Origin of the sequence: Pseudomonas sp. REST10, assembly GCF_029542605.1 — a bacterium.
Lineage (GTDB): Bacteria > Pseudomonadota > Gammaproteobacteria > Pseudomonadales > Pseudomonadaceae > Aquipseudomonas > Aquipseudomonas khazarica.
The window spans coordinates 348,032-359,822 of sequence record NZ_CP035677.1; the positions used below are offsets into that span (position 1 = coordinate 348,032).

15 protein-coding genes are annotated in these 11,791 nt (G+C 64.5%); 8 read left to right on the forward strand and 7 right to left on the reverse strand.

The features are described from left to right. The first annotated feature begins 135 nt into the window (after positions 1–135). The gene (locus tag EWH21_RS01595; RefSeq protein WP_277699640.1) at positions 136–363 is read left to right on the forward strand and encodes a hypothetical protein; all 228 of its coding nucleotides are present in this window, start codon (positions 136–138) and stop codon (positions 361–363) included. A 498-nt stretch (positions 364–861) separates the two neighbouring features. Next, positions 862–1,095, forward strand: coding sequence for a DUF2388 domain-containing protein (locus EWH21_RS01600; RefSeq protein ID WP_277700586.1), 234 nt, complete (start codon positions 862–864; stop codon positions 1,093–1,095). Here the strand turns inward: EWH21_RS01600 and EWH21_RS01605 are convergent. The 6 genes from EWH21_RS01605 to purE all read right to left on the reverse strand — a co-directional run bounded on the left by EWH21_RS01605 (position 1,043) and on the right by purE (position 4,998). Further along, a complete protein-coding gene (locus EWH21_RS01605) occupies positions 1,043–1,513 on the reverse strand; it encodes an FAD/FMN-containing dehydrogenase (RefSeq protein ID WP_277699641.1) in 471 nt (156 codons plus the stop codon). The genes EWH21_RS01600 and EWH21_RS01605 overlap by 53 nt on opposite strands. Positions 1,514–1,544: 31 nt before the next feature. After that, the gene (locus tag EWH21_RS01610) at positions 1,545–2,078 is read right to left on the reverse strand and encodes a DUF3299 domain-containing protein (RefSeq protein WP_037054049.1); all 534 of its coding nucleotides are present in this window, start codon (positions 2,076–2,078) and stop codon (positions 1,545–1,547) included. A gap of 80 nt (positions 2,079–2,158) precedes the next feature. Continuing rightward, positions 2,159–2,404 carry a GlsB/YeaQ/YmgE family stress response membrane protein gene (locus EWH21_RS01615; RefSeq protein ID WP_047590125.1) on the reverse strand — a complete coding sequence of 82 codons (246 nt, stop codon included), beginning with the start codon at positions 2,402–2,404 and terminating at the stop codon, positions 2,159–2,161. A 50-nt stretch (positions 2,405–2,454) separates the two neighbouring features. Next, a complete protein-coding gene (locus tag EWH21_RS01620) occupies positions 2,455–3,219 on the reverse strand; it encodes an ABC transporter substrate-binding protein (RefSeq protein WP_277699642.1) in 765 nt (254 codons plus the stop codon). 54 nt (positions 3,220–3,273) lie between these two features. Then, positions 3,274–4,359, reverse strand: a complete 1,086-nt coding sequence (locus EWH21_RS01625) for a 5-(carboxyamino)imidazole ribonucleotide synthase (protein WP_037054039.1) — start codon at positions 4,357–4,359, stop codon at positions 3,274–3,276. 147 nt (positions 4,360–4,506) lie between these two features. Continuing rightward, a complete protein-coding gene (gene purE, locus EWH21_RS01630) occupies positions 4,507–4,998 on the reverse strand; it encodes a 5-(carboxyamino)imidazole ribonucleotide mutase (RefSeq protein WP_037054038.1) in 492 nt (163 codons plus the stop codon). A 303-nt stretch (positions 4,999–5,301) separates the two neighbouring features. Between purE and adhP the strand changes: the two genes are divergently transcribed. The 5 genes from adhP to EWH21_RS01655 all read left to right on the forward strand — a co-directional run bounded on the left by adhP (position 5,302) and on the right by EWH21_RS01655 (position 10,795). Then, positions 5,302–6,324, forward strand: a complete 1,023-nt coding sequence (gene adhP / locus EWH21_RS01635; protein ID WP_277699643.1) for an alcohol dehydrogenase AdhP — start codon at positions 5,302–5,304, stop codon at positions 6,322–6,324. A gap of 117 nt (positions 6,325–6,441) precedes the next feature. Further along, positions 6,442–7,236 (forward strand): hypothetical protein, encoded by a 795-nt coding sequence (locus tag EWH21_RS01640; RefSeq protein WP_037054036.1) that lies wholly within the window; start codon positions 6,442–6,444, stop codon positions 7,234–7,236. 78 nt (positions 7,237–7,314) lie between these two features. Further along, the gene (locus tag EWH21_RS01645) at positions 7,315–8,307 is read left to right on the forward strand and encodes an AraC family transcriptional regulator (RefSeq protein WP_134677546.1); all 993 of its coding nucleotides are present in this window, start codon (positions 7,315–7,317) and stop codon (positions 8,305–8,307) included. Positions 8,308–8,567: 260 nt separating this feature from the next. Continuing rightward, positions 8,568–9,596 (forward strand): histone deacetylase family protein, encoded by a 1,029-nt coding sequence (locus EWH21_RS01650; protein ID WP_037054032.1) that lies wholly within the window; start codon positions 8,568–8,570, stop codon positions 9,594–9,596. Between the two features lie 104 nt (positions 9,597–9,700). Then, positions 9,701–10,795 carry a polyamine ABC transporter substrate-binding protein gene (locus EWH21_RS01655; RefSeq protein WP_037054030.1) on the forward strand — a complete coding sequence of 365 codons (1,095 nt, stop codon included), beginning with the start codon at positions 9,701–9,703 and terminating at the stop codon, positions 10,793–10,795. Positions 10,796–10,853: 58 nt separating this feature from the next. On the opposite strand, the gene EWH21_RS01660 is transcribed toward EWH21_RS01655, so the two are convergent. Then, positions 10,854–11,324: a DUF2127 domain-containing protein gene (locus EWH21_RS01660; RefSeq protein ID WP_277699644.1), complete on the reverse strand. Its 471-nt coding sequence runs from the start codon at positions 11,322–11,324 to the stop codon at positions 10,854–10,856. A 130-nt stretch (positions 11,325–11,454) separates the two neighbouring features. Here EWH21_RS01660 and EWH21_RS01665 point away from each other — a divergent pair, with 130 nt between their 5' ends. Next, on the forward strand, positions 11,455–11,775 hold the full coding sequence (locus tag EWH21_RS01665) for an EthD family reductase (RefSeq protein ID WP_152487513.1): 321 nt from the start codon (positions 11,455–11,457) through the stop codon (positions 11,773–11,775). Positions 11,776–11,791: the final 16 nt, after the last annotated feature.

Sequence of the window (11,791 nt, forward strand, 5' to 3'; positions counted from 1 at the left end):
ATTGATATGCAGACTCACTGGCTCTGAACAAGTGTCAATGTTCAAGGCGTAGCAGTGCCTGCCAAGGCACGCTGAGTCCGTGCGATGAAGCCGCCTTTCACGATTGTTGGAAATTGCTTCAAGGAGGAAAAAACAATGAAGGTACTGTTGATCATCGCCACGTTGCTGTTCGGGGTTCTGGCGTTGCTTTCGGCGTTGCTATGGATGGGGGGAGTCGCAGGCGCCGTGACGGGGGGCGGCAGGGGGACCGATGAACTTGATTATCTCTTGACCTTGTCTGCAGTTTTCATCGGTTTGGCCTGTATCAGCGGGGTCACGCTCTTGGCATTGCCGGGAAGCAAGAAAGGAACCGGTCACGATTGAGTGCCTGGCTCGCGTTGGCACATCAGGGCGGCACTGCGCTGACGACGATGCCCCCAGGCGACTGACTTCCTGAAGGGTGTGGACGATCCGAGCGAGCGGACGCCAGCTGCGGAAGACGTCACTGTGTGTTTGAACACGTTGAGGCGAGTCTCTGGCCTGGCTGGTCGAATGCGATGGCCTGGTCATCGCCAGGTAGAAAGCGGCCTTTACGGCTACGCGGCTCGGAAGCCGGTTTCCGCTCAGGAAACTCAATAAGGAAGAATGGTGAGGCCCTCCCACATCGTGTCGAATGATTTACGCAGTTTCTTGCGGCCCGCATGCGGCCAGATGGCAGGCCTTCGCCGGCCAGGCGCCACACTGCTGGCTGCATTGATCGGGTCATGCTGGTTCGCAGACGTCCAGGCGGTAGGTGACGTCGAATTCAATGACCCACTGATATCGTCAGGGCTGGTGCTCTACTCCCCGATTCTGACCACCATGGCGACGACAGCGCCGTTCATGTGGACATCAGCGGCAATCGAAGGGCGTGATGAAAAGGTCCTCATGCAGGCGCGGGACGATGCCGCGCTGTACGTTGCCAGCGGAGGCCGAGAGCAGGGGGCCTATTTGACTGCCGCGCTGGCCTTGCTTCGAGAGCGAGGCGCGACGCAGGACGATCAGGTGCTGGCGGAGTGGATTCTCATGGTGCCTGCACTGAATCCAGCGCCTGCTTCAACGCCCCCGCCTCCTTAAACACCTTCTGCTCCACTAGTTGCCCATCCTCCAGCTGCAACCACAGCACCTCGCCTTCACCTGCCGGGTAGCGCGGCGTGATGCGGGCGTTGCGGTCGAGAAGGATGCGGTAGTTGTAGTCGCGCATCTTTGGCAGGGCGAAAAGGGTGGCGATCACGCTGGGCATGCGGCTGATGTCGGCGAGGAAGACCGCCTGGCGCTGTTCCAGGTAGCCCTTGGGCTGGCCTTCCAGCGCGGCGTTGACCAACTTGGCGCCGTCCATGTCGCGAGCGACCAGGAGGATGTGAGTCTCGTCGTTCAGGGTGTAGGGCGCGTCGAACTGATCCAGCAGCGTCCACGGCGCCAGGCGCTCGCCAGGTTCCATGGCCAGGGCAACGCTGGACAGCAGGCACAGCAACAGCAGGGTGGCGGCTTTCATGCTTGGGCTCCGGGCCGGGGTTGGTCGTCTGTCAGAGGTCTTCGTCGGTCACCAGGCGCACCTCGCCGGCATCCATGGCGTAGGCGGCGTCGGCCAGCTCATTGCTGATCGTTTCTACCTTGAGTTCGCCGCTGACCCACAAGGGCGCGTAGATGTTCTCGAGCTGAATGCCCTTGGGATAGCGCACCAGCACCAGCTGGTTGGGCGGTGGCGGTGGTACGTGGATGCAGGCGCCGGGGTAGGGAACCAGGAAGAACAGGGTGCTGTTGCCTTTCTCGTCGCTTTCCAGCGGTACCGGATAGCCGCCCAGGCGGATGGCCTTGCCGTCGAGTGCGGCGACGGTCTTGGCCGAATACATCACGGCAGGCAGGTCCTTGTCCTGCTGGCGCAGGCCGTCCGCACCGTAGAAGGCGCTGTCGCCTTCAGGGCTGTCATGGCTGATCTCGGGCATGTCTTCGAGGGCCTGGCGGTCTTCGGCGGGCATCAGGTCGAGCCAGTCGGTTTCCGGCAGTTCGGCATGAGCCAGGCCGGACAGGAGCAGCAGGGAGAGGAGCAGGTGGCGCATGGCAGGGGTATCTCGTGGCGGCGAAGGCGGTGGAGCCGGCAGGGACCGAGTGAGTCCCCCCGGCTCCGCCAGGCGGCTACTCAGCCCTTCTTGATAGCGCCGTAGATTACCAGCAGAACGATGGCGCCGATCACCGCACCGATGAAACCGGCCGCCTGGCCGGCCTGGTAGATGCCCAGTGCCTGGCCGCCGTAGGTGGCGGCGATGGAGCCGCCGATGCCCAGCAGGATGGTCATGATCCAGCCCATGCTGTCATCGCCGGGTTTGAGAAAGCGTGCAACCAGCCCGACGATCAGGCCGATGAAGATGGTGCCGATAATGCCCATTGGCGGGTCTCCTTGAGTCAGTGTCTGTATCGGACAGCCCGGCGGGGCAATCAGTTCGCCTCATCGGGTGGCGCAACGCCATAGCGGCGGTAGATCAGTGCAATCTCGCCGTCCGCGCGCATGCGCTCCAGTTCGGCGGCAAGGCGGTCGTAGAGTGCGTGCCGGTCGCCCTGGTAGCGTGCCAGCGATGCGCCGAAGTGGTTGTCCAGGGTCTGCTGATGGGCGTAGTGCGCGTAGCTGTAGTTGTGAAAGTTCATGGCCTGGAGCTGCGTTTCCATCGGAATCGCGTCGAGCACGGCGATGGCGTCGAGGCGGTCGGCGCGGAACATGGCGACCAGTTGTGCATCGTCGCTGGCGTAGACGCGATCGAGCTGACTGTCGCTGTCGAAGGGCTCGAAGTAGGCGGTGCCGCGCTTGACCCCCACGGACAGTCGATGGAGGTCTTCGTAGCGGTTCAGCTCGCCTTCCCTGCCGGGACGCACGATGAAGCGCACGTTGAGCTGCTGGCTGCCGATGCTCGGAAGGAAATGGATGTACTCGCTGCGTGGTTCGGTCATCAGCACGCGTGGTACCAGATCGATTCGCCCCGAGCGCAGATCGTCGAGGCTGCGCAGGAAGGGCGCCAGGCGCCAGTGCACGTCTACGCCGATGCGCTCGGCCGCGGTCTCCAGCACGCTGATCAGCGGGCCGCTGGGCATGCCATCGACTGCGCGCATCTCCGGTGGGCGTTCGCGGAAGTCGACGCGCAATGCGTCTTCAGCCCCGGCACAGGTCAGGGCGAACAACAGAGGCAGCAGGGAAAAGAGGTACTTCATGGGAGGCTCTTGAACGACCACCGTCGTTCAAGAGCTTAGCTGCGAAATGCTCGCTCAGCGCTTGGCGATCAGCGCTTCAACGTCCGCGATGCGCGCCTCCAGCGTGGCGCGATCGGCGCTGCGCAGAGTGGCGTGGCCGACCTTGCGCCCGGCCTTGAAGGCCTTGCCATAGTGGTGCAGGTGGCAGTCGGCGATGGCGATGGTCTTGTCCACCGGCGGTACTTCGCCGATGAAGTTGAGCATGGCGCTCTCGCCCAGCTTGGCAGTGGAGCCCAGCGGCAGGCCGGCGACGGCGCGCAGGTGGTTCTCGAACTGACTGCACTCGGCGCCTTCGATGGTCCAGTGCCCGGAGTTGTGCACGCGCGGGGCGATCTCGTTGGCCTTGAGGCCGCCGTCCACCTCGAAGAATTCGAAGGCCAGCACGCCGACGTAGTCGAGCTTGTCGAGCACGCGGCCGACGTAGTCCTCGGCCAGCTTCTGCAGCGGGTGGTCGGTGCTGGCGATGGACAGGGCGAGAATGCCGCTGTCGTGGGTGTTGTGCACCAGCGGGTAGAAACGGGTCTCGCCATCACGGGCACGCACGGCGATCAGCGAAACTTCGCCGGTGAAGGGCACGAAGCCTTCGAGGATGCACGGCACGCTGCCCAGTTCGGCGAATGCGCCGGTCACGTCCTCGGGCTGGCGCAGGACTTTCTGGCCCTTGCCGTCGTAGCCCAGGGTGCGGGTCTTCATCACGGCCGGCAGGCCGATGCTGGCCACGGCGGCGTCCAGGTCGGCCTGCGACTGGATGTCGGCGAACTCCGGCGTGGGAATGCCGAGGTCCTTGAACATCGACTTTTCGAACCAGCGGTCACGGGCTACGCGCAGGGCTTCTGCGCTCGGGTAGACCGGCACGAACTGCGAGAGGAAGGCCACGGTCTCGGCTGGCACGCTCTCGAACTCGAAGGTGACCAGGTCGACTTCGTCGGCCAGCTGGCGCAGGTGGTCCTGGTCGCCGTAGTCGGCGCGGATATGCTCGCCGAGTGCCTGGGCGCAGGCGTCCGGCGCCGGGTCGAGGAAGGCGAAGTTCATGCCCAGCGGAGTCCCCGCCAGCGCCATCATGCGGCCCAGCTGGCCGCCACCGATCACACCGATTTTCATAACAAAACCCCTTTTTAGCAGGTGGCGAGACCAAGCAGTTGAACGCTGCCCGCAACGCAGGAAGCGCAGTTTACGCCGGTAAATGAGCATTCCGAGCAGCGGACGGCATGCAAAGGCGCCGTGTCGCAGCCCCTGATGGAATGGGCTTCAGGCCTCGCGCGGGTCCGGGTTGCTCAATACGGTCTCGGTCTGCTCCTCGCGGAACTGCTTGAGCGCCGCGTGGAACTGCGGGTGCTGGTGACCGAGGATGCTGGCTGCGAGCAGCGCCGCGTTGACTGCCCCCGCCTTGCCGATGGCCAGGGTGGCGACAGGAATACCGGCCGGCATCTGCACGATCGACAGCAGCGAGTCGACGCCCGAGAGCATGGACGACTGCACTGGTACGCCGAGCACCGGCAGGTGGGTCTTGGCCGCGCACATGCCCGGCAGGTGCGCCGCACCGCCGGCACCCGCGATGATCACCTGGATACCGCGTGCTTCGGCTTCCTCGGCGTACTGGAACAGCAGGTCCGGGGTGCGGTGGGCGGAGACCACCTTGACCTCGTGGGGAATGCCCAGCTTGTCCAGCATCTCGGCGGTGTGGCTAAGGGTGGACCAATCGGACTTGGAGCCCATGATCACGCCAACCAGTGCGCTCATCGTCGTGCCTCTTCATCTCGGGCGCCTCGCGGCGCGTCAAAGGTGTGCCCCGCAGGGCGCGTCAAAAACCAACAAGCCACGCGGGCAGGCCAGCGTGGCTTGTGAATGTTCGGTTGGCCGGGTGCTGCCGGCCGAAGGCCGCGCAGTATACCGTAAAGCCATGGCGGGCGGGCACTGGCCATGACCGTTTGTCATGCCAGCCGTGGCGCCCCGGGGAAACCGCCTAAACCTTGCTCTGGAGCAATGCCCGTGGGCGTCAGGCGCGCACACTGACGAGACACTCGCATGGAAGAGGAACAGCGCATGAACCAGACCATGAAAGCCGCAGTCGTCCACGACTTCGGCGAACCGCTGCGTATCGAGGAGGTGAAGATCCCGCTGCCCGGCCCCGGGCAGATTCTGGTGAAGATCGAGGCCTCGGGTGTGTGCCACACCGACCTGCACGCCGCCGAAGGCGACTGGCCGGTAAAACCCAGCCTGCCATTCATTCCCGGCCACGAGGGGGTCGGTTACGTGGCGGCGGTGGGCAGCGGCGTGACGCGGGTCAGGGAGGGCGACCGCGTCGGGGTGCCCTGGCTGTACACCGCCTGTGGCTGCTGCGAACACTGCCTGACCGGCTGGGAAACCCTCTGCGAAAGCCAGCAGAACACCGGTTATTCGATCAACGGTGGCTATGCCGAATACGTGCTGGCCGACCCCAACTACGTCGGCATCCTGCCGAAGAATGTCGATTTCCTCGAGATCGCCCCGATCCTCTGCGCCGGTGTGACGGTGTACAAGGGCCTCAAGGAGACCAAGGCACGCCCCGGCCAGTGGGTGGCGATCTCCGGCATCGGTGGCCTCGGCCACGTCGCCGTGCAGTACGCCCGCGCCATGGGCCTGCATGTGATCGCGGTGGATGTCGACGACGCCAAGCTGGAGCTGGCGCGCAAGCTGGGCGCCAGCCTGACCATCAACGCCCGCAAGGAGAACCCGGCCGAGGTGGTGCAGCGCGACATCGGCGGCGCCCATGGCGTGCTGGTCACCGCCGTGTCCAACGCGGCGTTCGGCCAGGCCATCGGCATGGCCCGCCGGCACGGCACGGTAGCGCTGGTCGGCTTGCCACCAGGCGATTTCCCGACGCCGATCTTCGATGTGGTGCTCAAGGCCATCAGCATCACCGGTTCCATCGTCGGTACCCGAGCGGATCTGCAGGAGGCGCTGGACTTCGCGGGCGAGGGCCTGGTCAAGGCCACGGTGCACAGCGACAAACTCGACAACATCAACGGCATCTTCGAACAGATGCGCGGTGGGCAGATCGAGGGGCGGATCGTGTTGCAGTTCTGATTGAGAACCGCTTCGGATAGGCAGATTTCCTACAGGCCGAGCGCGGACGGGCGCACAGATCATCGCCGGTGGCGTGGCTATACTGTGCGCCTGTCATTCCTACAAGGACGTATCGCCATGAAACAGTACGTTTCACTGTTTGCCCTTTCCGTGCTTTCCCTACACGTCTCGGCCGTCGAGCTGGCCAAGCACCCGCAGGTATTCGATGCCGGCCAGGGCGTAAGTCTGGCGCTGGCGCCGTCGGCTGACGGCAAGCAGGCGCTGGTTCAGGTGCGCGGCATCAACCATCCGCTCGATGAAGTGGTGTTCCTCACCGACATCCGTGAACTGGGCAACGAACAGCGCGACTACGGCATTCGCCTCGATGGCCGTGACTACAACCTGCTGAACAAGCGCCGTGCCTGGGGCGGCGAGAGCTACCAGCTCAACCTGCCGAACACCCAGGGCTTCGAACTCAGTTATGACGAGAGCAAGACCAAGTCGCTCAAGACCGGCGACCTGCTGGCGCTCTATCAGAAACAGGAGAAAGACGGCCTGCAGGCGCGCCTCGCGGCGTTCGACCGCAAGCAGCGTGTGGCCGACTACAGTGCGCGTCTGGAGGAGATGGACGGCGAAGCGAGCAAGGCCTGCGCGACCCCGCTGGGCACCAAGGTCAACTGGAGTGCGCTCTCCGACGAGCAACTGATGAGCCTCAGCGTGCCGAGCTTCTGCGGCGAGGTGGTCAGCCAGATGGCCTACCTGTGCGGCAAGGATGATCGCTACAAGGCCGAAGCCAAGACCCTCAAGGGTGTCGACTGCCGTTTCGGCGAGGGGCTGAAACTGCACGAGAAGGACGGACAGCTGCTGTTCACCACCCATCCGCAAGAAGCGAATCAGGGCGACTTCATCAACGCCATCCTGCGTAACCGCTGACCGGCGCGGGCGGGTTTCGGCCCGCCTCGCGGCATGTTTCTTGCGTTCCTTTGCTCGTCTGCGCACACGGAACGCATCATGCTGCACGCTCCTCTGACCACCCTGCACGTCGTTTCCCTGGTTCTGCAACGCTTCGCCGACCAGCCGCAATTGCACCCGCGCTTGCTGGCCGGAAGCGGCATTGGTGCGGCCGATCTGGACAGCCCGGACGCACGCATCAAACGAGTGCAGGAACTGCAGGTGTGCGCCAATGCCCTGACCCTGCGAGCCGACATGGGCCTGGAGTTGGGGCGCAGCCTGCATGTTTCCTCCTATGGGCTGCTCGGTTACGCCGCATTGTCGGCTGCCACCTTTGGTGACGCCTGGCGCCTGCTGTTGCAGTACCCGGCGCTGCTCGGCACCTACTTCCGCCTGGAGTTGCAGGTCGAGGGCGAACTGGCCTGGGTCTGCGCCAGCGGTTATCGCGATGCCGAGGCGCTGGAAGTATTCAACGTGGAGATGTGCCTGGCTTCGCTGAAGCTGATCGGTGACGAGCTGCTCGGTCAGCCGCTCGCGCTCGAGGGTGCCGAGTTCACCCATGCACAGCCGGATTACGTGGCGCGCTATGCACTCAGTTTTCCCTGCCCGTTGCGGTTCGATGCGCAACGCAACGCCTTCGCCTTTCCCGCTGCCTTGCTGGAGCGCCGCTTGCCGCTGGCTGACAGCGTCACCCATGGTGACATGGTCGAGCGCTGCCGCCGCCTGAATGCCGAGTTCAGCAGCCGCCAGGCGTGGCTGGAGCGGGTGCGCCAGCTGCTTGCCGCGCAACTGGCCGAGCCGCCGGGGCTGGAGAGCCTGGCGCAGCAGATGCATTGCTCGCCGCGCACCCTGCGTCGTCACCTCCAGGAGCTGGGTACCAGCTACCAGGGGTTGCTCGACGAGCTGCGCTTCGAACGGGCCAAGGCCCTGCTCGGCGAAGAGCAGTGGCCGGTGTACCGGATTGCCGAGGTGCTCGGCTTCAGCGAGACCGCCAGCTTTCGTCATGCCTTCCAGCGCTGGAGCGGCGTGCCGCCGAGCCGTTTCCGCGCTTAGCGCGTCGGGCCACAGGTTGGCTCGATTCCGTAGGAGCGGCTTCAGCCGCGAAAGCCCTCGGCACTGACGTACCTGCCAAGGTACCCCCGTTTGCGCTGCCTGGCCGCCGTAGCGTCCTGCGCGCAGCGCGAGGAACGACCAGTCCCCCGGTGACAGCGAGATTTGGCCATTTCGATCCCCTTTTGGCCATTGTCAGCGTTCTCGATGCGGCGCGAGTGAGCGAACAATGCAGGCACAACAACAGGCCTGGAGCGCTTTGCATGCTCACGTACTACAGTGACGACCACCACCTGCACCACGGCAAGTGCGAGCTGATCGACGGGCAGCTGATGCCCTGCTTCGAGAAGCCGCAGCGTGCCGATCATGTCCTCGCGCGTGTCAGGGACCGCCAGCTCGGCGATGTCCATGCGCCCAGGGATTTCGGCCTGGCGCCGATCGAGCGCATCCACAGCAAGCCCTACCTCGACTTCTTCCAGGGCGCCTGGACGCGCTGGCAGGCACAGGGCGGCAAGGGTGACCTGCTGCCGTTCACCTGGCCGGCCCGCACCCTGCGCGCGATGATGCCCAGTGACCTGCATGGCCAGCTCGGCTACTACAGCTTCGACGGCGGTGCGCCGATCACCGCCGGCACCTGGCAGGCCGCCTACAGCGCCGCCCAGGTGGCCCTCAGCGCCCAGGCCGAGATTGCCGCTGGCGCCCGCGCTGCATTCGCCCTGTGCCGTCCGCCAGGTCATCATGCCGCCGCCGACGTGATGGGGGGCTACTGCTACCTGAACAATGCCGCCATCGCCGCCCAGGCCTTCATCGACCAGGGGCGCAGGAAGGTGGCGATCCTCGATGTCGACTATCACCACGGCAACGGCACGCAGGACATCTTCTATCGCCGCAGCGACGTGCTGTTCACCTCGATCCATGGCGACCCCGCCGAGGAGTTCCCGTTCTTCCTCGGTTACGCCGACGAGCTGGGCGAGGGTGAGGGCGAAGGCTGCAACTTCAACTACCCGCTGGCGATGGGCAGCTCCTGGGAGACCTGGAGCGCGGCGCTGGAGCAGGCGTGCCAGCGCATCGCCGAATACGGCGCCGAGGTGCTGGTGGTATCGCTCGGTGTGGACACCTACATGGAAGACCCGATCTCGCAGTTCAAGCTCGACAGCCCGGACTACCTGAGCATGGGCCGGCGCATCGCCGCGCTCGGCCTGCCGACGCTGTTCATCATGGAAGGCGGCTACGCGGTCGAGGCCATCGGCGTCAACGCGGTCAACGTGCTGGAAGGTTTCGAAGGCGCGTAGGGTGGGCGAGGCTTTTTTCGTCCACCGCCATACGCTCGGTGTACGGATAAAGCGTCGTCCACCTTACCCAAAGACCAATAACGACACTTCAGGGGTGAGAAACGATGAAAGCCATCAAACAGATGCTCGGCGCCGCCCTGTGCGGCGCCACCTTGCTCAGCGGTGCGGTACAGGCCAAGGAGCTGCGCGTGTACAACTGGGCGGACTACATCCTGCCGTCCGTGCCCAAGGACTTCCAGGCGCAGTCGGGTATCCAGCTGACCTGGGACACCTTCGAGACCAACGAGGCGCTGGAAGCCAAGCTGCTCACCGGCAACTCCGGCTATGACCTGGTGATCCCGTCCAACCAGTTCCTCGAAACCCAGATCAAGGCCGGCGTGTTCGCCCCGCTGGACAAGTCCAAGCTGCCCAACTGGAAGAACCTCGACCCGGTGCTGCTCAAGCTGCTGGAGAAGAACGATCCGGGCAACCAGTTCGGCGTGCCCTACATGTACGGCACCGTGCTGATCGGCTACAACCCGGACAAGGTCAAGGCCGCCCTCGGTGAGGATGCACCGGTGAACAGCTGGGACCTGGTGTTCAAGCCCGAGTACATGGAGAAGCTCAAGTCCTGCGGCGTCGCCATGCTCGACTCGCCCAGCGAGATCATCCCCATCGCCCTGCACTACCTGGGCCTGGACCCGAACAGCACCAATCCGGCCGACTATGACAAGGTCACCGAGCTGCTGCTGAAGGTGCGTCCGTACGTGGCCTACTTCCATTCCGCCAAGTACATGACCGACATCGCCAACGGCGACATCTGCGTGGCCATCGGCTACTCCGGCAGCTTCTATCAGTTCGCCAACCGCGCCAAGGAGGCGGGTAATGGCGTGGTCATCAACTGGCGTCTGCCGAAGGAAGGCGCGCCGATCTGGTTCGACACCTGGGCCATTCCCAAGAGCGCGCAGAACAAGGATGAGGCGCTTGCCTTCATCAATCACCTGCTCGATCCACAGGTCATCGCCCCGATCAGCGACTTCCTCGGCTACCCCAACCCCAACGTGCCAGGCATGAAGCTGGTGAGCGAGGAAATCGCTGCCGACCAGGACCTGACACCAACCGCCGAGATGCAGAAGTCGCTGTACGTGGTGCAGCCGCTGCCGCAGAAGATCGAACGCGTGCGCACCCGCGCCTGGACGTCGATCAAGTCGGGCAAGTGAGTCGCTGAAGCCACTCCTGCAGAGCGCACGCATTCCGTGCGCTCTGTCGTGCCGGGCGTCAGCGCGGGTGGCTGGCCTGCCCCCGCTGCACCAGCAGCACGCGCGCCATGTAGCCGACCACGAGGAGGTTGAGCGCGAACACGGCGGCGCTCAGGGCGCTGCTGCGGGTCAGCATTTCGTAGACCTCGAACGGCAGGTAGATCGCCCCGCTGGCCAAGGCGAACCACTCCGTCCAGAGCAGCCCTTTCCACAGGCCATAGGCTTCGATCAGGCGGATGACGGCGTAGGCCAGTGCGCCGATGGCCAGCAGTGACAGGTCGATGTCGGGCAGCGACTTCACCGCGTGCAGGAAAATGCCGGGCAGGTGACTGGCAGGATTCAGATGCGCATGGCTGACCAGCGCCTCGGCCACCTGCTGCAGGTTGCGCCCGGCCAGCTCATGCAGGCCAAGCGCGACCACGAGCGAGATGAGGCCTTTGCAGGCTTCCATCGCCGCGATGAGCCGCAGGCCGGGTCTTGTGTGTGCCATCGTCGTCTCTCGCGTGTCAGCTGTGGATAAGGGGGCGCTGCAGCAGTCTGCCAGCTTCTGCTTCAGCTATCTTTCCCTGCGCGCCGGGCCGATGTCGCCGTGGCGTTCTGCAGGCACTCAGGAGAGCCAGATGATCAAGGTCAGTGTGATGTATCCCTACAAGCCGGGCGCGCGTTTCGACCACGCCTACTACCGCGACACGCACATGCCGCTGGTGAAAGCCAGGATGGGCGATGCCTGCCTGTTCTACACCGTCGACAAGGGGGTGGCCGGTGGCTCGCCCGATGATCCGCCCGCCTACGTCGGCATGTGTCATGTCTATGCGGACTCCGTCGAAGCCTTTCAAGCCGGATTTGCGCCGCATGCGCAGGAGATTCTCGCGGACATCGCCAACTACACCGACCTGGTGCCCGTGATGCAGATCAGCGAGGTCGTGGTCGGTCAGTCCTGACGTCGGCCAAGGCGCG

Bases quoted from the DNA above. Each gene is read 5' to 3' on its own strand.
- EWH21_RS01595 (WP_277699640.1), top strand. From the start codon at position 136: ATGAAGGTACTGTTGATCATCGCCACGTTGCTGTTCGGGGTTCTGGCG.
- EWH21_RS01600 (WP_277700586.1), top strand. From the start codon at position 862: ATGTGGACATCAGCGGCAATCGAAGGGCGTGATGAAAAGGTCCTCATG.
- EWH21_RS01605 (WP_277699641.1), bottom strand. From the start codon at position 1,513: ATGAAAGCCGCCACCCTGCTGTTGCTGTGCCTGCTGTCCAGCGTTGCC.
- EWH21_RS01610 (WP_037054049.1), bottom strand. From the start codon at position 2,078: ATGCGCCACCTGCTCCTCTCCCTGCTGCTCCTGTCCGGCCTGGCTCAT.
- EWH21_RS01615 (WP_047590125.1), bottom strand. From the start codon at position 2,404: ATGGGCATTATCGGCACCATCTTCATCGGCCTGATCGTCGGGCTGGTT.
- EWH21_RS01620 (WP_277699642.1), bottom strand. From the start codon at position 3,219: ATGAAGTACCTCTTTTCCCTGCTGCCTCTGTTGTTCGCCCTGACCTGT.
- EWH21_RS01625 (WP_037054039.1), bottom strand. From the start codon at position 4,359: ATGAAAATCGGTGTGATCGGTGGCGGCCAGCTGGGCCGCATGATGGCG.
- purE (WP_037054038.1), bottom strand. From the start codon at position 4,998: ATGAGCGCACTGGTTGGCGTGATCATGGGCTCCAAGTCCGATTGGTCC.
- adhP (WP_277699643.1), top strand. From the start codon at position 5,302: ATGAACCAGACCATGAAAGCCGCAGTCGTCCACGACTTCGGCGAACCG.
- EWH21_RS01640 (WP_037054036.1), top strand. From the start codon at position 6,442: ATGAAACAGTACGTTTCACTGTTTGCCCTTTCCGTGCTTTCCCTACAC.
- EWH21_RS01645 (WP_134677546.1), top strand. From the start codon at position 7,315: ATGCTGCACGCTCCTCTGACCACCCTGCACGTCGTTTCCCTGGTTCTG.
- EWH21_RS01650 (WP_037054032.1), top strand. From the start codon at position 8,568: ATGCTCACGTACTACAGTGACGACCACCACCTGCACCACGGCAAGTGC.
- EWH21_RS01655 (WP_037054030.1), top strand. From the start codon at position 9,701: ATGAAAGCCATCAAACAGATGCTCGGCGCCGCCCTGTGCGGCGCCACC.
- EWH21_RS01660 (WP_277699644.1), bottom strand. From the start codon at position 11,324: ATGGCACACACAAGACCCGGCCTGCGGCTCATCGCGGCGATGGAAGCC.
- EWH21_RS01665 (WP_152487513.1), top strand. From the start codon at position 11,455: ATGATCAAGGTCAGTGTGATGTATCCCTACAAGCCGGGCGCGCGTTTC.